16 protein-coding genes, 4 tRNA genes and 1 other annotated feature are annotated in these 22,369 nt (G+C 27.7%); of the genes, 18 read left to right on the forward strand and 2 right to left on the reverse strand.

Going from position 1 to position 22,369, the window contains the following annotated elements; genetic code table 11:
- Positions 1-23 precede the first annotated feature (23 nt).
- The 14 genes from ACQRD5_RS13290 to addA all read left to right on the forward strand — a co-directional run bounded on the left by ACQRD5_RS13290 (position 24) and on the right by addA (position 16,048).
- A complete protein-coding gene (locus tag ACQRD5_RS13290; protein ID WP_291626249.1) occupies positions 24-1,436 on the forward strand; it encodes an NAD(P)/FAD-dependent oxidoreductase in 1,413 nt (470 codons plus the stop codon).
- The gene (locus ACQRD5_RS13295; RefSeq protein WP_291626250.1) at positions 1,429-1,677 is read left to right on the forward strand and encodes a DUF1667 domain-containing protein; all 249 of its coding nucleotides are present in this window, start codon (positions 1,429-1,431) and stop codon (positions 1,675-1,677) included. Before ACQRD5_RS13290 ends, ACQRD5_RS13295 begins: the two co-directional genes overlap by 8 nt.
- Positions 1,678-1,726: 49 nt before the next feature.
- Positions 1,727-1,929 (forward strand) — a binding site (T-box leader).
- Between the two features lie 64 nt (positions 1,930-1,993).
- Positions 1,994-3,271: a serine--tRNA ligase gene (gene serS / locus ACQRD5_RS13300; protein ID WP_291626251.1), complete on the forward strand. Its 1,278-nt coding sequence runs from the start codon at positions 1,994-1,996 to the stop codon at positions 3,269-3,271.
- Between the two features lie 266 nt (positions 3,272-3,537).
- A complete protein-coding gene (locus ACQRD5_RS13305) occupies positions 3,538-4,407 on the forward strand; it encodes a Rossmann-like and DUF2520 domain-containing protein (protein WP_291626252.1) in 870 nt (289 codons plus the stop codon).
- On the forward strand, positions 4,382-5,209 hold the full coding sequence (gene panB / locus ACQRD5_RS13310; RefSeq protein ID WP_291626253.1) for a 3-methyl-2-oxobutanoate hydroxymethyltransferase: 828 nt from the start codon (positions 4,382-4,384) through the stop codon (positions 5,207-5,209). Before ACQRD5_RS13305 ends, panB begins: the two co-directional genes overlap by 26 nt.
- Before the next feature lie 12 nt (positions 5,210-5,221).
- Positions 5,222-6,067 carry a pantoate--beta-alanine ligase gene (panC, locus tag ACQRD5_RS13315; protein ID WP_291626254.1) on the forward strand — a complete coding sequence of 282 codons (846 nt, stop codon included), beginning with the start codon at positions 5,222-5,224 and terminating at the stop codon, positions 6,065-6,067.
- Positions 6,068-6,084: 17 nt separating this feature from the next.
- Positions 6,085-6,471: an aspartate 1-decarboxylase gene (panD, locus tag ACQRD5_RS13320; protein WP_291626255.1), complete on the forward strand. Its 387-nt coding sequence runs from the start codon at positions 6,085-6,087 to the stop codon at positions 6,469-6,471.
- 120 nt (positions 6,472-6,591) lie between these two features.
- Positions 6,592-6,682, forward strand: a tRNA-Ser gene (locus ACQRD5_RS13325).
- Positions 6,683-6,818: 136 nt separating this feature from the next.
- A tRNA-Ser gene (locus ACQRD5_RS13330) sits at positions 6,819-6,909 on the forward strand.
- A 23-nt stretch (positions 6,910-6,932) separates the two neighbouring features.
- A tRNA-Ser gene (locus ACQRD5_RS13335) sits at positions 6,933-7,023 on the forward strand.
- A 153-nt stretch (positions 7,024-7,176) separates the two neighbouring features.
- A complete protein-coding gene (locus ACQRD5_RS13340; RefSeq protein ID WP_291626256.1) occupies positions 7,177-8,121 on the forward strand; it encodes an ROK family protein in 945 nt (314 codons plus the stop codon).
- Between the two features lie 161 nt (positions 8,122-8,282).
- A complete protein-coding gene (locus tag ACQRD5_RS13345) occupies positions 8,283-8,813 on the forward strand; it encodes a GNAT family N-acetyltransferase (RefSeq protein WP_291626257.1) in 531 nt (176 codons plus the stop codon).
- A gap of 29 nt (positions 8,814-8,842) precedes the next feature.
- Positions 8,843-12,277: a helicase-exonuclease AddAB subunit AddB gene (gene addB, locus ACQRD5_RS13350; protein ID WP_291626258.1), complete on the forward strand. Its 3,435-nt coding sequence runs from the start codon at positions 8,843-8,845 to the stop codon at positions 12,275-12,277.
- A 3-nt stretch (positions 12,278-12,280) separates the two neighbouring features.
- The gene (gene addA, locus ACQRD5_RS13355) at positions 12,281-16,048 is read left to right on the forward strand and encodes a helicase-exonuclease AddAB subunit AddA (protein WP_291626259.1); all 3,768 of its coding nucleotides are present in this window, start codon (positions 12,281-12,283) and stop codon (positions 16,046-16,048) included.
- 29 nt (positions 16,049-16,077) lie between these two features.
- Here addA and ACQRD5_RS13360 read toward each other — a convergent pair whose 3' ends face one another.
- A complete protein-coding gene (locus tag ACQRD5_RS13360; protein ID WP_291626260.1) occupies positions 16,078-17,427 on the reverse strand; it encodes a CCA tRNA nucleotidyltransferase in 1,350 nt (449 codons plus the stop codon).
- Between the two features lie 122 nt (positions 17,428-17,549).
- Here ACQRD5_RS13360 and ACQRD5_RS13365 point away from each other — a divergent pair, with 122 nt between their 5' ends.
- Entirely contained in the window at positions 17,550-18,782 is a 1,233-nt protein-coding gene (locus ACQRD5_RS13365; protein WP_294188402.1) for a L,D-transpeptidase family protein, read from the forward strand.
- Positions 18,783-18,890: 108 nt separating this feature from the next.
- Here the strand turns inward: ACQRD5_RS13365 and ACQRD5_RS13370 are convergent, their stop codons facing one another.
- A complete protein-coding gene (locus ACQRD5_RS13370) occupies positions 18,891-20,129 on the reverse strand; it encodes a L,D-transpeptidase (RefSeq protein WP_291626262.1) in 1,239 nt (412 codons plus the stop codon).
- 142 nt (positions 20,130-20,271) lie between these two features.
- Between ACQRD5_RS13370 and ACQRD5_RS13375 the strand changes: the two genes are divergently transcribed.
- From ACQRD5_RS13375 to ACQRD5_RS13385, 3 genes are all read left to right on the forward strand, one after another.
- Positions 20,272-21,048, forward strand: a complete 777-nt coding sequence (locus ACQRD5_RS13375; RefSeq protein WP_291626263.1) for a DUF1189 family protein — start codon at positions 20,272-20,274, stop codon at positions 21,046-21,048.
- Positions 21,049-21,264: 216 nt separating this feature from the next.
- Complete coding sequence (locus ACQRD5_RS13380; RefSeq protein WP_427746950.1) at positions 21,265-22,176, forward strand: sensor histidine kinase; 912 nt, start codon at positions 21,265-21,267, stop codon at positions 22,174-22,176.
- Between the two features lie 75 nt (positions 22,177-22,251).
- A tRNA-Arg gene (locus ACQRD5_RS13385) sits at positions 22,252-22,328 on the forward strand.
- The last annotated feature ends 41 nt before the right edge of the window (positions 22,329-22,369 follow it).

Consider the following 22,369-nt stretch of genomic DNA (forward strand, 5'->3'; position numbering starts at 1 on the left):
CTATAAATATAGGAGGGGAAGATATGGATTATGATATTCTTATATTAGGTGGAGGAATTATAGGCTGTGCTGTAGCCTACGAGTTATCTAAGTATAATTTTAATATAGCAGTAATAGAAAGAGATTATGATATAGCAGATGATATATCTTTTGTAAACACATCTATTGTATATGATGGCTCTGAAACATCAGATGATGTAATGGCTAGATATGAATATATAGGTAATTCAATTATGCAAAAAACATGCAAAAAATTTAATGTTCCCTTTAAAAAAATAGGAGCATTAAGAGTTGTAAATGATGATAATGGAGTTAAAAAACTTGAGGAAATGTATGAAAGGGCTAAACTTAGAGGAATAGATGGAGTTTATTTAATAGATGATAAAGATGCTTATGATATAGAACCTAATATAAAACATAATATTAAGAAAGGGCTTTATTCAGAAAATATAGGAATAGTAGCTCCTTATGATTTAGCTATATCATATGCAGAAGTAGCATTTGATAATGGAGTTATTTTTAGATTAGAGGAAGAGGTATTAAATATTCAAAATTTATCCAAGGGGTTTAGGGTTACAACTAATAAAAATAAGTTTAGTTGTAAAGTAGTTATTAATACTATACCACACGAGATATATATTAAAGAGAATGGTAAAGTTGAAGATAAGAACGAAGATGGGGAAAATGGAAAATTCAAAAATATGAGCTATCTATTAGTAGAAGATAATTATAAAAATAAGTTAAATAAAATAGTTATAGAAACTCTTGATAAAGATACATTTATTTTAAGTACACCTACAACAACTACAGGAACTTTAATAGGAATTAAAAGTACTGAAAAAACTAGTTTAAGTGATAATCTATTTTATGCTAATAAGTTGTTAAATAATTTAAATCATAAGAATATTAGTAATCTTTTTAGAGAAAGTTACAATAAGGATTCTATGTTAATAGATGAAAGTGAAATTGATAAAGGATATATTAGAGTAACAGGAACCCATTATGGAAAAATAACTATAGCACCAGCTATAGCTAAAATGATTTGTGATACTATTGCTAATAACTTAAACTGCACTCTAAAAAAGAATTTTATAGATAAAAGAAGAGAAGTATATAAGTTTAGAGAATTAGGAAAGAGAGAAGCAAATGAAGTAATTTCATTAGATAAGAGATATGGGAAAATAATTTGTGTATGTAATAACATTTCTGAAGGGGAAATAGTAGATTCAATAAGGAGACCACTAGGTGCTAGAACTGTAGAAGGTGTAAAGAGAAGAACTGGCTCAGGATTTGGTAATTGTCATGGATCTTATTGCTTAGAAAAGATAGTAAATATATTAGCTAGAGAACTAGATAAAAATGTAACTGATATAGTAGATGATTCTAAAGATTCTAAGATAATTTCAAGTAGAATAAAGGAGTTTGAAGATGTATAACATAGATGAAAATAATAAGGCTATATTTACATCAGTAGTTAGAGTTAAGGGAAGTGATAAATATAGGGTGGTATCTGTTAAATCTAGCGAAAAAGTAGATATAAATATTTGGAGAGAGTTATCTAAAGTATTGGGAAGAATATATGTGAGTATCCCAATAAATGCAGGAGACATAATATGTAAGAACATACTTAATACAGGAGTAGATATTTTATGTACAAGAGACTTATGTGATGACTAAATAAGTTATTGACATTGATATTTTTTTATAATATATTAAGAATAAATATAAGAAACTGTTGAAGAGGCTAGTAATATCAATATTTGCTTTAAGAGAGTCGATGGGTGCTGTAAATCGATAGTGATATGATATGAATCCACCTTGGAGGGACTGTGATGAGCAGTACGGTACAAACCGTTAAATTATTTGAGAGAGTAGCATTTTTATTATGCTACTAATTAGGGTGGCAACGCGGAGCTTTTCGTCCCTTTTCGGGGAAGAAGAGTTCTTTTTTATTGAAAAAAATAAAATTATAAAATATTAGGAGGTATAAATAATGTTAGATTTAAAATTTGTAAGAGAAAATCCAGAGATAGTTAAAAAAAATATAAAAAATAAGTTCCAAGATAGTAAGCTTCCATTAGTAGATGAGGTAATAGAATTAGATAAAAATCTTAGAGAAGCTAAGCAACAAGCTGAAGCTTTAAGAGCTGATAGAAATAAACTATCAAAACAAATTGGGGCTTTAATGGCACAAGGAAAAAGAGAAGAAGCAGAGGAAATGAAAAAGAAGGTAACTGAAAATTCAGAGTATCTATCTCAGCTAGAAGCTAAGGAATCAGAATTAGCTGAAAGAGTTAATACTATAATGTTAACTTTACCAAATATAATTGATCCAAGTGTTCCAATCGGTAAAGATGATAGCCAAAATGTAGAAGTTGAACGTTTTGGAGAACCTATTGTTCCAAGTTTTGAAGTTCCATATCATACAGAGATAATGGAAAAATTAAGTGGATTAGATTTAGATAGTGCTAGAAAAGTTGCTGGAAGTGGATTTTACTATTTAATGGGTAATATTGCTAGATTACATTCAGCTATAATTTCTTATGCAAGAGATTTTATGATTGATCGTGGATTTACTTATTGTATTCCTCCATATATGATACGTAGTGAAGTTGTAACAGGAGTTATGAGCTTTGCTGAAATGGATGCTATGATGTATAAAATTGAAGGAGAAGATTTATATCTAATTGGAACAAGTGAACACTCTATGATAGGTAAATATATAGATACTATATTACCAGAAGAATCATTACCACAGACTTTAACAAGTTATTCTCCTTGTTTTAGAAAAGAAAAGGGAGCTCATGGAATAGAAGAAAGAGGAGTATATAGAATTCATCAATTTGAAAAGCAAGAAATGATAGTTGTATGTAAACCAGAAGAAAGTATGGATTGGTATGAAAAACTATGGAAATATACTGTAGATTTATTCCGTTCTTTAGATATACCAGTTAGAACTTTAGAATGTTGCTCTGGAGATTTAGCAGACCTTAAAGTTAAATCAGTAGACGTAGAAGCATGGTCACCAAGACAAAAGAAATATTTTGAAGTAGGAAGTTGTTCAAACTTAGGAGATGCACAAGCACGTCGTTTAAAGATTCGTGTAAACTCTAAAGAGGGAAAATACTTTGCTCATACATTAAATAATACAGTTGTTGCACCACCAAGAATGTTAATAGCATTTTTAGAAAATAACTTAAATGAAGATGGTTCAGTAAATATTCCAACTGCACTTCAACCATATATGGGAAATATGAAGGTAATTAAGTAATTTAAATTTTAAAGACTAAATCTATATTTTTAGATTTAGTCTTTCTTTGTTATAAAGATTAAATCTAAAAAAGATGAAAGTAATATGCACTGTATTTCCATATTTTTATTTGTTGAGTAATTATGAAAATTATGATATTTTATTAATGGGTAGTATTAGAATATAAACTGCACCATCTTATAATTTTTTTTTAGGCAGCTCATATCTAGTAGAATGAGACTTTATTTTAATAGATATCATACTCTTTTTTATAGGAGGTGATAATAATGAAAATAGGATTTATAGGAGCAGGAAAAGTTGGATTTTCCATGGGAAAGTACCTGAAGGATAAAGGAATTAATGTTACGGGATACTATAGCAGAAATGAAAATTCATCATTAGAAGCTTCATTATTTACCAATACTAATCAATATAAGGAATTAAAAAATCTAGTCGAAGAAAGTGATACTATTGTTATTTCAACACCAGATGATAAGATTCTGGAAGTGTGGAATAAAATAAAGAATCTGTCTATAAAAAACAAATTTATTTGTCATTTAAGTGGAAGTTTATCGTCAAATATATTTTCAAATATAAGTCATTATGGGGCATATGGCTATTCTATTCACCCAATATTTCCAATATCAGATAAATATAATTCTTACAAATCTCTAAAAAATGCATTTATAACCATAGAAGGTGATAGGAAGTATATAAATGAAGTTAAATTATTTATAGAATCCTTAGGAAACAAAACAAAAGTATTAGAAAAAAGTGATAAGACTTTATATCACTTAGCTTCAGTTATTTCAAGTAATTTAATAATTGGGCTTATTAATATTTCTTTAAATTATCTTAAAGAATATGGATTTACAGAGAAAGAGGCAATTAATGCATTATATCCATTAATTAAGGAGAATATTGAAGGAATAAATAATAAGGGAGTAATTAATAGTTTAACGGGACCTGTAGAAAGAGGAGATTTTAATACTATTAATAGGCATTTATTAAATATAAAAGAAGAGGATAAAGATATATATATAAGTCTGTCTAATAAAATTTTAAGTTTAGCATTAGAAAAAAATAAAGATAGAGATTATGGGAAAATTAGGGAAATTCTAGGAGGAATATATGAAGAACACAGTGGTTACTTTTAGGAATGCTAAAAGAAATAATGAAAAGATTACTATGTTAACAGCTTATGATTATTCAATGGCTAAGTTAATTGATGAATCAGGAATAAATGGAATATTAGTTGGTGATTCATTGGGAATGGTTTGCTTAGGATATGAGGATACACTATCTGTAACTATGGAAGATATAATACATCATACAAAAGCAGTAGCAAGAGGAGCAAAAAATGCGTTAATAGTTGCTGATATGCCTTTTATGTCTTATCAGACATCAGTTTATGATGCAGTTGTTAATGCAGGGAGATTAATAAAAGAAGGAAGAGCACAATGTGTAAAGCTAGAGGGTGGCTTAGAAGTATGTGATAAGATAGAAGCTATAGTAAAAGCTTCTATACCAGTTATGGCTCACATAGGATTAACACCTCAATCAGTAAATGCTTTTGGAGGCTTTAAAGTTCAAGGAAAGGATGAAGAAGCTGCTAGAAGATTAATAGAAGAAGCAAAGGCTGTAGAAAAGGCAGGAGCTTTTGCAGTAGTTTTAGAGTGTGTTCCTGAAAAGTTATCAAGGCTTATTACTGAATCAATAAGTATACCTACTATCGGTATTGGAGCAGGGGTAAATTGTGATGGACAAATACTTGTTTATCAAGACATGTTAGGCTTATTTAGTGATTTTACACCTAAATTTGTAAAAGAATATGCAAATCTTGGAGATGAGATGAAGAAAGCTTTTGCTAGTTATATAAATGATGTGAAAGATTGTAGTTTTCCGGGAGAAGAGCATAGTTTTAAAATAAGCGATGAAGTTATAGAAAAGCTATATTAAAAGGAGATAATTATGAAGGTTATTAATAATATTAATGAGCTAAGAGACTTAGTTAGAGAATGGAAGAAAGAAGGATTGACTATAGGATTTGTTCCAACTATGGGGTATTTGCATGAAGGTCATGAGAGCTTAATAAAAAGAGCTTCTAAAGAAAATGATAAATCTATTGTTAGTATATTTGTTAATCCTACACAATTTGCACCTAATGAGGATTTAGAGAGCTATCCTAGGGATTTAGAAAAGGACAAAGAATTATGTAATAGAAATAATGTAGATATTATATTTAACCCTACTCCAGAGGAAATGTATTGTGATGATTTCGTTACCTTTGTAAATATGAATGGTTTAACAGAAGGATTATGTGGTAAGAGTAGACCGACTCATTTTAGAGGTGTATGTACAGTTGTAACTAAGCTATTTAATATAGTAAAGGCTGATAGAGCTTATTTTGGAGAAAAAGATGCACAACAATTAGCAGTAATAAAGAGATTAGTAAGGGATCTAAATATAGATATAGAAATTATAGGTTGTCCAATCGTTAGGGAAGAAGATGGATTAGCTAAAAGTTCTAGAAATGTTTATTTATCTAAAGATGAAAGAGCTGCAGCAATAGTATTAAATAGAGCATTAAAAGAAGCCCATAGACTTATTAATAATGGAGAAAGAAATAGCTGTATTATCAAAAAATTTATAGAAGATATAATATCTAATGAAGAATTAGCAAAAGTAGATTATGTTGAAGTAGTTGATGCTTTAAATCTAAAAAAAGTAGATATTATAGAAAGAGATACTTTAATTGCAATAGCAGTATATATAGGAAAAACTAGATTAATAGATAATTTTACTTTTAAAATATAGATATTGGGGAGAAAAAAATGAAATTAAACATGTTAAAAGCTAAGATACATAGAGCGAGAGTAGTTCAAGCAGAATTAAATTATGTTGGTAGTATTACAATAGATGAAGAATTATTAGAAGCATCAGGAATATTAGAATATGAAATGGTACAAGTTGTAGATATAGATAATGGAAATAGATTCGAAACATATACTATAGCAGGTGAAAGAGGATCAGGTCTTATTTGTGTAAATGGCGCAGCAGCAAGGTGTGTACAAGTTGGAGACAAGATAATAATAATGAGTTATTGTCAATTAAATGAAGAAGAGGCTAAGCTTCACAAGCCAAGAGTTGTTTTTGTTAATGAAGAGAATGCAATAACAGAAGTTACTAATTATGAGAAACATGGAGAAATTAGAAAATAATTAATTCTTAGAACCACTTTAAGAAAAAAGTGGTTCTAATTATTAGAATAAAAAAATAATAAAAATGTTGACATAATATTTTTATGTTGATATAATCATATTTGTCGCAAGACGAAATATGGAGAGATGGTCGAGCTGGCTTAAGGCACCGGTCTTGAAAACCGGCGTACCTTTGCGGGTACCGTGGGTTCAAATCCCACTCTCTCCGCCAAGAAATTGCATCTAAATTTTTAGATGCTTTTTAATTTAAATAACAAAAAAATAAAAAATATAATAAAAAATAAAAATAATAATTGACAATATATATAGTGGTTGCTATAATAATATTTGTCTCAAGGCATAAATATGGAGAGATGGTCGAGCTGGCTTAAGGCACCGGTCTTGAAAACCGGCGTACCTTTGCGGGTACCGTGGGTTCAAATCCCACTCTCTCCGCCATATAACCTTTTATGAGGGCACATGGAGAAATACTCAAGTGGCTGAAGAGGCGCCCCTGCTAAGGGCGTAGGTCGGGTAACTGGCGCCCGGGTTCAAATCCCGGTTTCTCCGCCAAAAGCATCTAATGAATATTAGATGCTTTTTTTTGTGCAAAAAAACAAAGTAATAGAAAGTAGGAACTTATTTTATTGTAAAAAATTTCCGTCAATGATATACTATTTTTATATTAATGAAGAATAATGAGTATGTATATCTGGGAGGATAAAGATGAAAAAAAAGTATGTAGTAGGTGTAGATTTAGGGGGAACTAAGATATATACTGCCCTAGTTGATTTAGATGGAAATATAGTTAAAGAAGTTACAGTAAAAACTGAAGCTCAAAAGGGTGATGCTGTAGTTTTAGATAAAATAATAAAAACTATAGATGATGTCTTAATAGGAACTGATATAGATGAAATTAAAGCCATTGGAGTTGGGTCACCAGGACCATTAGATGTTGAAAATGGATTAATAGTTTACACACCAAACTTACCATTTAAGAATTTTAATATAGTAAAACCTATAAAGGAAAAGTATAAAATAGACACTTATTTAGATAATGATGCAAATGTTGCTACTTTAAGTGAGTATATGTTTGGAGCAGGAAAAGGAAGCAAAAATATGGTCTATGTTACAGTAAGTACTGGAATAGGCGGAGGTGCAATTTTGAATGGAAGCTTATTTAGAGGAAGCACATCAAATGCTTTAGAGATAGGACATATTACAGTAATGAAGGGTGGCCCTAGATGTGGATGTGGTAATACTGGTTGCGCAGAAGCATTAGCATCAGGAACTGCTATAATGAAAAGGGCAAAAGAAGCTATAGAAAGCAAAGTAGAAACTTCTTTAAAGAATTATGAAGAGGTAACTGCTAAGGAAGTATTCTTAGAAGCAGAAAAGGGAGATAAGGTTTCTAAAGATATATTAAATGATGCATTATCATATTTAGGAATAACTATTTCTAATATAGCTAATTCATTTGATCCAGATAAGATAATTATAGGGGGAGGAGTTAGTGAAGCTGGTAGAATAGTATTTGATAAAATAGATTATGAGATGGAAAGAAGATGCTTAAAGACAATATATAATAACTGTAAGATAGAAAAAGCAGTATTAGGAAGTAAGGCAGGGGTATTAGGTGCTGCTGCATTAGCAATTCTAGAAAGTAAATAAAATAAACAAAGCTGCATTGCCATGAGATGTATTCATAGTAATGCAGTTTTTTATTAAGAATATAAGTTTATAAAAAATATATATGCTTATGTAGCCTTTTTTTATTATATATAAAAGATTTATAATAATATTATGTGGTAAAAGATGAAGGAGAGGGAGACATGATATACGGAGAAAAAATATATATGAGAGATGTGGTAAGAGAAGATATAGATATCTTATTTGATATATGCTCCCATAAAGATGTATTAAAATATAATGGACTAGCTACTGGTATTATGACTAAGGAATATATAAATAGTCAATTTCATCATCTTACTAAGCCTAATAAAAAGGAACTAGTTATAGTAAATAACTTTAGTGATATTATTGGGTATGTCTATTATAAGGAGAATAGTTATACTGTAGATGTTTATTCAATTGGGATAACTATAGGAAAAAATTATTGGCATAAAGGATATGGACAAGATTCCATAAAAGCATTATGTAAATATTTATTTAATAGTAGACAAGCTCATAAAATAGAATTAGAAGTTGTAAGTGCTAATAAAAGTGCTATAAATTGTTACAAAAAATGTGGTTTTAAGGAAGAGGGAATAAGAAGAAGCAAGTATTACTATTCAGGAAGATATTTAGATACTATAATTATGGGATTATTAAAAAAAGAATTTATTGAAGCACTTAGGGTATAATTAAAATATTAAATAATAGGAGTGTTTGTATGGGAATTAGATTTATTTTCGGGAGGGCCGGTACCGGAAAAAGTAGATTTTGCTTAGAGCAAATTAAAAAGAAAATTGAAAATAATACTGGAAATAATAAGCTTATATTAATTGTTCCAGAACAATATACATTTGATACTGAAAAAAAGTTTTTAGATATAGTTACAGAAAAAGGTTTCTTAAGAGGAGAAGTATTAAGCTTTAAAAGAATGGCTCATAGAGTATTTGAGGAATGTGGTGGAAGAACAGATATAAAAATAAGTGATTCAGGAAGAAATATGCTTGTATATAAACTATTAAGAGAAAATGGAGATAATCTTCAATACTTTAATAGAATGAGTAAGGAACAAGGTTTTTCATCAATAGTTTCAAAAGCTATAACTGAATTCAAAAAATATAATATTTCCTCGGAAATTTTAGGAGATAAAGAAGAAGAGATTCATGATGAAGAATTAAAAAAGAAAATGAATGATTTAAAAGTCATTTATAGTGATTTTAATGAGGTACTTCATAAGAGATTTATAGATTCAGATGATGAGCTTACTTTATTAGCAAAAAAGTTAAATGAATGTAATGTATATGATGGAAGTGAAATCTGGATAGATGAGTTTACTACATTTACTCCTCAACAGCTAGAGGTAATAAAAGTATTAGCTAAAAGGGCTAAAACAGTGAATATAACATTATGTAGTGATAGTTTAAGTGGAGGAAAAGAAGTAGATTACACAGATATATTTGATGCTATAAAGAATACTGAGAACTCCATATTAAATATGATGAGAGGAGAGAATATATCTTATTTAGAGCCTATAGACTTAAATAAGGGATATTCCTATAGATTCTTAAATAGTGAAGATCTACAACATTTAGAAAAGCACTTTTTTACTTATCCATTTAGACCATATAAGGGAAAAGCAGATAACGTAAGACTTTATAAGGCTAATAATAGTTATGAAGAAATTGATACTATAGCTAGGGACATCTTAGTAATGGTAAGAGATAAAGGATATAGATATAAGGATATAGCTGTTGTTTGTAGAAATATAGATGAATATGAAAAGATAGCTACAGTTATATTCAATGACTATCAAATTCCATTTTTCTTAGATAAGAAGAGAGAAATACTTGATAATCCTTTAGTAGTTTTAATAATTTCATCTTTAGAAATATTAACTAGTAATTGGTCTTATGAAAGCATGTTTAAATATTTAAAAAGTGGATTAGTTAATATAGAAGGAAAATATATAGATATACTTGAAAATTATGTTTTGGCTAATGGAATAAAAGGATATAAATGGACTAAGGATTTATATGATAAAGAAAATATATCTGAAGATGAAAATTTAGTTTTAGAGATTATGGAAGAAATAAGAGCTCCACTAATTAAACTCCATAATAATATAAAGGGCAAAAAGACAGTAAGAGATATAGCAACAAAATTATATGAGTTTTTAGATGAATTAGATGTATTTAAAACTTTAGAAAAGTGGTTAGATGAATTTAATGAATTGGGACTTCAAGATAAAATAAAGGAATATATACAAGTTCCTGAAATGGTTATGGAAATATTAGATCAGTTAGTTGAAGTTCTTGGAGATGAAGTTATAGAAATAAAGGAATTCACTAAAATTCTTATATCTGGATTTGAAGAAAAAGAAATAGGAGTAATTCCTATGGCCTTAGATCAAGTAAATATAGGAGATATATCGAGGATTAAAGGAAGAGAAGTAAAAGCCTTATATTTAATAGGAGTAAATGATGGAGTTTTACCAGCAGTAAGCAAAGATGAAGGGATAATTAATGATAGAGAAAGAGATATATTAAAAAACATTGGAATAAGATTGGCTTCAGATACAAGGAGTAGAGCCTTTGAAGAACAATTTATTGTTTACACAGCATTGACAATAGCGTCAGAATACTTAATGATAACATTCCCTATGGCAGACTTTGAAGGTAAGTCATTAAGACCATCTATAGTTATTCCAAGGCTAAAAAAAATACTACCTAACGTTATAGAAGAGAGTGAAATATATAATTTAAGAGATAAAAAAGATAAGTTTAGCAAGATTACTGCTCCAATTCCAACCTTTAATGAATTAATTTCTGCTTTAAGAATGGAGTTTGAAAAGGAAGCTGTAGATGAATATTGGGCAGAAGCCTTTAAATGGTTTGAAAATGATGAAGTATTTAGAAATAAAGCAAATACTATGTTCAAGGGACTTACTTATACTAATTTAGTAGAAAAAGTTCCTAGAGACAAAATAAGAAGACTTTATCAATTAGAAAATAAAAAGCTTGTATTCAATATATCAAGAATAGAAAAATACGCTCAATGTCCATTTTCTTATTATGTTCAATATGGTCTTAAAGCAAGAGATAGAAAAGTATATGAATTTTCAGCACCAGATTTAGGTTCATTTATGCATGACATACTAGATGATTTTACTAATAAAATTAGAACAGAAAAGATAGCTTGGTCTGACTTAAATAAAGAAAAGTGTAAAATTATAGTTAATCAATTAGTAGATAAAAAGCTTGAAGGTGATACTAACTCAATATTAAATAGTACAAAGAAATATAAATACTTTGCAGATAGATTTAAAAGGACTATAACTAAATCTGTTATGGTTATTTCAGAACAGATGAGAAAAGGAAAGTTTGAAGTATTTAGAAATGAATTTGAATTTGGAGGATTTAAAGACGGTGAGCCAATAAAGATAGATTTACCATCTAATGAAACAGTATATTTAGTAGGTAGAGTAGATAGAATAGACACCTTAGACTTAGATGGGAATACTTATATTAAAGTAGTTGATTATAAGTCAGGAAATAAGAAGTTTAATCTAACAGAAGTTTATCATGGATTACAAATACAATTACTAGTTTATTTAGATGCTCTTATTAAAAATTCAAAGTATATATTAGAAAAACAAGCTATGCCTGGGGCAATATTATATTTTAAAATAGATGATCCAATAATTAAATCTAAAAAGCAACTTACAGAAGAAGAAATAAAAAATAATATTCTAAAAGAGTTAAAAATGAGTGGGCTATTACTTAAGGATATAAATGTTGTTAAGGCAATGGATAGCGATATAGAATCTGCATATTCATTAATTATTCCAGCAGCAATAAAAAAGGATGGAAACTTTACAGCTACAAGTTCAGTAGTTACAGAGGAACAATTTGATATATTAAGAAAATATGTTAATGATAAAATGGCATCACTTTGCGAAGAGATGTTAAGTGGAGAAATAAAAATAGTCCCATGTAAAAATAATAATACTCCATATTGCGATTATTGTGATTATTCATCAATATGTCAATTTGATACTTCTATAGAAAACAACAAATATAAAATCATATTAAAGAAGAGTAATGAAGAAGCGTGGAAGTTAATAAAAGATGAAGTAGAGAAGGGAGGAGAAGAATAGTATATGGGAAGCACTAAATGGACTGAAGATCAGTTAAAAGCAATTACAACAAGAGAATGCAATCTTTTAGTTGCAGCAGCAGCAGGATCAGGGAAAACAGCAGTTTTAGTTGAAAGGATTATTAGAATTATAACGAATGAGGATAATCCAATAGATATAGATAAGCTATTAGTAGTTACATTTACATCAGCGGCAGCAGCAGAAATGAGAGAAAGAATAGCAGATGCTATATCAAAGGCCTTAGAAGTTAATCCGAATTCAAAGGTTTTACAAAGGCAATTAACTCTTTTAAGTAGAGCAAATATAACTACTATGCATTCCTTCTGCTTAGATGTTATTAAAAATTACTATCATATTATTGATCTTGATCCAACCTTTAGAATAGCAGATGAAACAGAAAATACATTATTAAAATTAGAAGTAATTAATGATATGTTTGAAGATTATTATGAAAATGAAGATGAGGAATTTAAGAATCTTATTGAAGCATATAGTACATCTAAAGATGATGAAAAATTAAAAAATATAATATTAGATTTATATAGATTTTCTATGAGTGGACCTTGGCCAGAAAAATGGTTAAAAGATAGTGCAGAGAGTTTTAATGTAGCTACTATTCAAGACTTAGATAAAACAGAATGGATAAAAGTATTAAAGGAAACTATATATATTGAAGTATCAGGATATATAAAGACCTTAGATAAGGCTATTGAATTAATTAAGGATACAGAAGGATTAGAACCATATTTACAAACTTTCAGTGATGAATTAAATATGTTTAATTCAATTATAGAATCATTAAATTATGGAATAGAAGAACTTTATAGTGAAATAAGCAAAGTTAATTTTGGAAGATTAAAAGCTGTTAAAAAGGATAAGGTTTCAGATGTAGAAGCTTTAGAAACAGTAAAATCTATAAGAGATAGTATTAAGAAAAAAACATCAAAACTAATTGAAGATAGTTTCTCTATATCTATAGAAGAAGCTTTAGATGGAATAAAAAAATCTTACCCTTACATGAAGATGATAAGTAAATTGACATTAGATTTTATTGAGAGATTTAAAATAAAAAAGAGAGAAAGAAACTTATTAGATTTTAATGATTTAGAACATCTATGTTTAAAGATACTTATTAAATATGATGATGAAGGAAATATAAGTCCATCAAGTGTATCTGAAGGTTTTAGAGAATATTTTGATGAAGTGCTAGTAGATGAATATCAAGATTCTAATAATGTTCAAGAAGCGATTATAGATTTAGTGTCAAGAAAGAGTTTAGATAATCCAAACGTATTTATGGTTGGTGATGTTAAACAAAGTATATATAGATTCAGACAAGCAAAACCAGAATTGTTTTTAGATAAATATAATAAGTATCCTTTAGAAGAGGGAAGTTTAAATAGAAAAATTCAACTTTATAAGAATTTTAGAAGTAGAGAAGAAGTTATAAGTGGAGTTAATTATATTTTTAAAGAGGTTATGTCTGAAAATGTTGGGGAATTAGAATATACAGATGAAGAAGCTTTAAATTTAGGTGCTAGCTATAAGGAAAATAAAGAAGAAGATGTAATTATAGCAGGTCCTATTGAACTTCACATTTTAGATAAGGCTGGAAGTAAAGATAACTTAGAAGAAGATAAAATAGAAGAAGTAAATTTAGGTGATGAAGAAACAGAAGAAGAGGAAGATGTTGATGCTATAAGTCTAGAAGCAAGAATCGTTGCAAGGAGAATTAAAGAATTATTAAATCCAGATGTAAAGACAGGAAAGATATTTAAGGTTTTAGATAAAGAAACAGGAGAATATAGACCACTAAAATATAAGGATATAGTTATTTTACTAAGAGCAACAAAAAATTGGTCAGAACTATTCTTAGAGGAACTTGGCTATGAAGGAATTCCTGTTTATGCTGACACAGGAACAGGATATTTTGAAACTATAGAAATAAGAACAATTATGTCCTTATTAAAAATAATAGATAATCCAATGCAAGATGTTCCTATGATTTCTGTTTTAAGATCTCCATTAGTTAGTTTTACTGCAGAAGAACTTGGTGATATTAGACTTTTAAATAAGGAAAAATACTTTTATGAAATTATAAATGAAGTGTCAGAAGACCAACATGAGGTTAATGAAGAACTTAAGGAAAAGTGTACTATATTCATTAATAACTTAGAAAAGTGGAGAAAGAAAGCTATATATACACCTATAGATGAATTTATATGGTATTTATATATGGATACAGCTTATTATGGATATGTAGGGGCTATGCCAAATGGAAAGCTAAGACAGGCAAATTTAAAAATATTATTCCAAAGAGCAAAACAATTTGAGAAAACTAGCTTTAAAGGATTATTTAACTTTATTAATTTTATTAATAAGCTTAGAAGTTCTTCAGGAGATATGGGAAGTGCAAAGGTACTTGGAGAAAATGAAGATGTTGTTAGAATTATGAGTATTCATAAAAGTAAAGGCCTTGAATTCCCAGTAGTATTTACTTCTGGCTTTGGTAAACAATTTAACTTAATGGATTTAAATAAATCCATTTTATATCATGATGATTTAGGCTTTGGGCCAGATTATGTAGATTTAGAAAAAAGAATATCATATAGTACATTAGCAAAAGAAGCTATAAAAAAGAAAATATTATTTGAAACTCTATCAGAAGAAATGAGAATTCTTTATGTTGCATTTACAAGAGCTAAGGAAAAACTAATTATTACAGGTGCAACTAGGGATTTAGAAAAATCAATATCAAGGTGGATATCAGCAGCCGCATTAGATAAGGAAATAGTTCCAGTATCAGAAGTGTTAAAGGGCAAGAGCTATTTAGATTGGATTGGAATGGCATTATGTAAGCATAAAGATGGTGAAGATCTTAGAAATTATATAGGTGTGAATAATGGACTACTTGTGAATGATTTTTCCACATGGAAGGTTAAAATGTGGAGGAAAAGTGATCTGATTGTGGAAAAAGATGAAGTGGCTGTGGATGAAATTAATGAAGGTGATCTATTTATAAACCAAGAGGTAAATAGTATCGATAAAGAGATAAGTAGAAGACTAGGTTATCAATATAAATATAGCTTAGCAGAAAAGCTACCAAGTAATGTATCTGTATCTGATTTAAAGAGATCTCTTTATGAACATGAAGATGATGATATATTAACTGTTAATATATTTAGAGATAAAGAGATATTAAAGCCTAAGTTTCTTCAAGAAAAGAAAGGGTTGTCAGCATCAGAAAGAGGAACAGCTGTGCATTTCATAATGCAAAAATTAAACTTAGATAAAGTATCTACAAGAGAAGAAATAAGAAATCAAATTGAAGATATGAAAAATAATAATTTACTTTCTGAAGAGGAGGTAAAATCTGTTGAGAAGACTAATTTTGTAGGTTTCTTTAGAAGTGAACTAGGAAAAAGGATGATGACTGCATATTCTGATGGAAAATTATTAAAGAGGGAACTTCCTTTTTATACAGAAATCAGTAGTTTAGAAGTAGATAATACTTTACCTGAAGAAAAATATAAAAATGAAAAGGTTAGGCTCCAAGGTATTATTGACTGCATATTTGAGGAAGATAATGAAATAGTACTATTAGATTACAAAACAGATTATGTAGTAGAAGGAATGGAAGAAGAAGTTATAGATAAATATAGAGTTCAATTAAGATATTATAAAGAGGCTGTTGAAAAGATAACAGGAAAAAAAGTTAAAGGAAGCTATTTATATTTATTTGGATTAAGTAAGGAAGTTATAGTAGATTAATAATTAAAGGGGCTGACTAAACAGCCCCTTTAATTATTATCTATGAAACTTTTACTTAATTTTAATAGTGTTTCTTTTGAATTTAGAGTAGAATCTTCTAAGACCTTCTCTAGTAAATAATTTAATATTTCGCCTACTAGTTTTCCAGGTTTTACTCCTAGGCCATTTATTAAGTCATTTCCTGCTATATTTAAATCTTTAATCACTAACGGCTCATTATTTTGTATAATTTCATTAACTAAATCCTCAGTATAACCTACCTTTTTTAAAAATGGTTTAGGATTATTTAAAGAGTTAATATCTGCTCTTTGAAGTTCAAATAATAAATGTATATTATCTTTACCAACAGAATTTAATAGTTTTTTAACTTCATATTTTGTAGGCATAGTATTAACATTTAAAACTAAGTGATGTTCAATTAATTTACATACAACATTTATAGTATTATTATCAAATCTTAGCGTAGATAATATCCTTTTAGCCATTATTGAGCCTTCAAGGCAATGTCCAGGGAAACCATAAAAGCTTCCATTATTAAGAGGCGTTAATGTATTTATTTTACCTACATCATGAAATAAGGCTGATAATCTTAATATTAAATTATTTTTAGTATTATCAATAACTTTTAAAGTATGTAAAAAAACATTTCTATTATGATTAGTACACTTAGGTGAAAAGCCAACTAATGAGTTTATCTCTGGTAAAATTATTTCTAGAAGCTTTGTTTCTTTTAGTAGCTCTAATCCTTTAGAGGGATTAGGCGAAATTAATATTTTACAAAGTTCATCTCTAATTCGTTCATTACTAATATTAGAAATAAGTAAGTAATTCTTTTTAATGGCATTTAAAGTATTTATTTCGATATCAAAGGACAATTGACAACTAAACCTAATGGCACGAAGCATCCTTAAAGCATCTTCTTTAAATCGTTTATTAGGGTCTCCAACACATCTTATTATTTTATTTTGTATGTCATTAACTCCATTAAAATAATCAATTAAACCAGTAATTTCATTATATGCTAGAGCATTTACAGTAAAATCTCTTCTCGATAAATCTTCCTTTATATCTGTAACAAAATTAACAGATGAAGGACGTCTATTATCTAAATAATCTCCATCTGTTCTAAAGGTTGTAACCTCGTATGGAGTGTTATTTATTAAAACAGTAACAGTTCCATGCTTTAAGCCTGTAGGGATAGTTTTATTAAAAAGCAAAATAGTGTTATCTGGTTTAGAAGAAGTAGTTATATCATAATCTTTAGGCTCTTTACCTAATATACTATCTCTAACACAACCACCTACCATATAGGCTTCATAGTTATTTTTATAAAATTTATTAATAATAAAATTAACATCTTTTGGAATAAATATTTTCATTTTTATCCTACCTTTTAATTATTATAAATAAATAATACCATAAAATGAAATAATTAATTAATTTATAGAAAGATTTTATGTGGTATACTTTCCATAGGAATTCATATATAGGGGAGGTAGTTATGAAGAATAAAAAAATTACAATGATATTTTTGCCTATTATAGTAATTATATTTATTATTATTTTTAGTATTTCCATTTATAAGTCTAACAATGAAAGAAAGATAATTAATAAGATAGAAGCACAGATTTCAAATGGAAGTTATGAGGAAGCTATAGAATCCATAAATCAATATAAAAATAATGAAATATTGATTTTATATAAAAATATATTAAAAGATTTTTTAGAAATAAAAAACGAAGGTAATATTGATAAAGTTAAAGAAAAATTAGATAGTTTCAAAGAACAGTATGATAAGTATTTAAGTAATGAAATATTTAATACATTAAATGGATATATATTAAAAATTGAAGATAATATAAAAAACTATTATATTGAAATTAGTGAAGCCAAAGAGAAGATAGAAGAAGCCATTAATGAAGATATATCTTCAGCAAAGGAAATGATAGATAAGTTTAAGACAAAGTATCCAAATGAGAATATATTCAATATTGAAGATGCATATAATAAAAAATTAGAGCAGATAAAAGAGGATGAAGAAAAAATAGAAGAGAAAATAGAGGAAAAAACAGAGTCTACAGATAAAGAGAAAGTATCTAATAATAATAATAGTACATCTCAAATAGGTATTTCAAACACTGTAGCATCTAGAAAGTCTGGTCAAATAATAACAGTTGTAAGCAAAGGGGGATCTTATGGAGAATTAGTGTTTTGGGAAAAAGATAGTAATGATGAATGGATCTTAGTGGACAAGGTCTCAGCAAGATTAGGACAAAATGGAATGAAAGCAGCTAGTGAAGTATATGAAATGGATAAAAGTACTCCAACAGGAATATATTCGCTAACAGAAGCATTTGGAATAAATTCTGATCCAGGAAGTAAGATTAGATATAGGCAATTAGATGGTACGGAATACTGGGTAGATGATGTAAATTCAGATTATTATAACACAATGCAATTTGGAGAAGCTGATGGTAGATGGAGTTCAGCAGAGAAATTAATTGAATTTGAAGGTTATTACAACTATTCATTAGTTATAGACTATAATAGATGGCCAGTAATTCCAGGTAAGAGTTCAGCTATATTTTTACACTGTGATTTAGGTTCATATACATATGGATGTGTTGCAATACCACAAGAAAATTTAGTTAATATTATTAATAGGCTAGATCCTGAAAAAGATCCTTTTATAATAATAGATTTTTCATATCAAGATATATATACTAAATATTAATATGTTGAGATTATGTGATAATTTTAAAAAAAGATATGTAATTTATTGGACTTTAGTAAGATTTTTTAGTATATAGAAAAATAGGGCTGTCTCGGCAGCCCTATTTATTTAATTTATGATAATTTTTGTTCCATCATCAATATTGTCATATAACCATTTAGCATCTTCTACATTTAATCTTATGCAGCCATGGGAAGCAGGTTTTCCTAGTGTATAATCTACAATATTTTCTTGAGATTCATCATAAGGTAGTGAGTGAAAAAGGTAATCACCCATAAATTGCACCCAATACTTAGCACCTTGTTGAAATTCTTCTGAATAGAACCAGTCACCTCTATCAGTAACTGAAAAAATGCCCTTAGGGGTTTCCTTACCTTCTATACCAGTTGAACTACTAAATTCTTTTATAAGATTCCAATTGTTATTTGAACCAGAATAAATATAAGTCATCTGCTTATCTAAATTTAAGTAAACTAAATAAGGAGTTTTACTAGATATAGAAAAACCATTTATATTATTTGGAGTTATTTCTTGAAGAATTGCATTAGAAGTATACTCTGAATCATCTCCCTGATATTCTTCTTTAAATAACTTTATTGAATTAATTTTATTTTCAATTTCAATTATTTCATCTTTACTTAAAAGATTTTCATCATAATTAGATAAGATATTAAGTGCTTTTGTATAATATTTATTAGCAACTAACTCATCAACACTTTCAAGTAAATAATTTTTATAGTTCTTTTCAAAATCCTTTATATATCCTTTGGCAATTTCATAATCTTTGGGAGATGATTTAGAAACTAAATGAAAATATTTCATAGCAGTTTCATAATCCTTTTCATTAAAAGCGGATATTCCAAGATTTAAATAACTGTCTTCATTATATTTGAAGTCATTATCTGAATTAATTGTATTATTAGCATTTGAAATAGTAGTAGGTAGAATATTTTTATATTTATCATCTAAAGCAATAATTAATTTGTCTAAAGACGAATTTAATACATTATAGCTTTTAATTTCATTTAATATTTCTAAAGCATAATCAGGGCTAATTTCATTATTAGATAAAGAAGAACAAATTTTATTTACGATATCAGTAAAGTAGGATGTTAAGTCAGTATTAAGCTTATTCTTTTTTATAGTTAAAACTTTATTATTTATTACAGATTTTGCATCAGAAAATTCATAGTTATTAAATTTAGTATAAAATTTAGATGTTAATGCTTCATATTGTGAGCTTAAATAAATATTTGCAGTAAACCCTAATAGTATTAGTAAAAGTAAAATAGAGAATAATTTAAAGAGAGAAAATCTATTTCGCTTTTTGGATTTAGTACTATACATTTTTTGACCTCCTTAAAACATATATTATAATCATTAACAAAAGTATTAAAACTTAATCCTAAAAATTAAATTTTATAAAAATTATCATTATTGTATGTTAAAATAGTAAATAAGTAGAAAATTCTAAGGAGTTTAAGGAATTATGAATGAAAAAATGAACTTTCTAAAGAGATTAAAGATTAGTATAACTAGTATAAAGGGGTATAAGGAGTTAATAAAAGAAAAACTTTCAAAAGCAATTTTATACTCAATAATATTTTCTTTAATAATTGGTGTTATACAAGGAGTATTTAGCTTTATAACTATTAGTGCTATACAAAAAACTATGGAAAAAGTTATTTCATCAGATGAGTTTAAATTTACATTTCAAGATGGAATATTAAATTTTGAAAATTCTCCTATAAAAAGTGAAGAAGGAGGGGAGATGATAGTATACATTGATACAGATATTTCTTTAGATGAGAAGGATACTATAAGAAATATAGTAGTACATAAAGATATGTCAATTTCTATACTAAAGGATGGAATATCATGTAGAATTAATGGAGAAGAGACTGAATTTAAGTTTAGTGATGTTCCTCTTGTTGGGGAAATAAATAATGCTATGCTATTAAAATCAATGAATATCATTGGATTAGCTAAATATGTGGCTTTTGTTAATTCTATAATAATGACATACATTATGTTCATGATAAACGTTTTAATACTTTCTTTATTAGGATTAATATTAAATGCAATAAATAGACTAGAATTAACTTATGAAAAGATATTTAAAATTTCTATATATGCTAACACAACAGGAACTATAATAGGAATAATAGTTCAAATAGGATCACTTGGATTTCTAATTTCAGGAGTATATTTATTATTAATAACTAATTATTTAAGAAGTGAAAAAAATATAAATAATATATTGTAAGGGGCTTTCTAAAAAGCTCCTTTTTTATTTATTATATGTAATGAAAAGTAACCATATAAGTGAAATGTTTGTAATACATTTATATAAAATATTGAAAAATCAACATAATAACTGGGAAAAACTACAAAAAATCTTGTTGTAAAAAAGTGTATATGATAAACTATAATTATGGGGTTAAAAATTAAATATATAACTGTTATGGAAGGAATTATTATGATGATTAATAGCGAATTTATAGGAAGGGAATTATTATCAAATAAGGACAAATTAAATGAGTTTTTTTTGCGAAGTGGAAGGGACTTAACAAAAGATGATTTAGTGAGAGTCATAACAGAAACAATTAAAAGAAATACAAGGGAAGAGAACTTTTTGTTAAATATTTCTCATGACTTAAGGGGTCATTTAAATGTAATATTAAGCGTTATGCAAGTTATAAATTATGGGAATAACTGCATAATTGATAAAAAGGCTAAAGAATACATGGAGATAGTAAGAAAAAATAGTTTGAAGATGCTTAAATTAATTAATAATTTAATAGACACTACAAAACTAGAGAATAATTACTATGTCCTAAATAAGAAAAATATAGATATTATTTCTATGATTGAAAGTACAGTAAATTGCATAGATAAATATGCAAAACAAAAGAACATTCAATTAATATTTGATACAAATGAAGAAGAATGCATAATGGGAGTAGATCCAGAAGTTATGGATAGGATAATTATGAATTTATTATCTAATGCTATAAAGTTCTCATATAGTAATACAAATGTATATGTAGATATATTTGTTTTGAATTCTGAGATTAGAATTTCTGTAAGAGATGAAGGACCAGGCATTGCAAAGGAATATCAAGAAAAAATATTCAATAGATTTTACCAAATGGAAAACAATAAGTATAGTGACACTTTGGGTAGTGGTATAGGCTTAGACTTAGTTCATTATTTAGTTAAATCTATGGATGGAGAAATTATATTAAATAGCAATGAGGGTGAAGGATGTGAATTTATAATTCTATTACCTATAACAAAAGCGGAGGAAAAAGAAAATTATTGTTTAAATGATGAAAAAAGTAACAAGATTCAAATGTTAGAAATAGAATTTTCTGATATATATAATAATTAAATTTTATCAGATAAATATAGTTGCTTGATTTATTGAAATAGTTGTGATAATATAGTCTATGTTGAACAACTATATGCGGTGGTAGCTCAGTTGGATAGAGTAGCTGGCTACGAACCAGTTGGTCGGGGGTTCGAATCCTCTCCGCCGTACCATAACAAACCCTGTAATATTAATGTATTACAGGGTTTGTTTC

It is taken from the genome of Clostridium sp. SGI.024 (assembly GCF_050315195.1).
In the GTDB taxonomy this organism is placed as follows: Bacteria; Bacillota; Clostridia; order Clostridiales; family Clostridiaceae; genus Clostridium.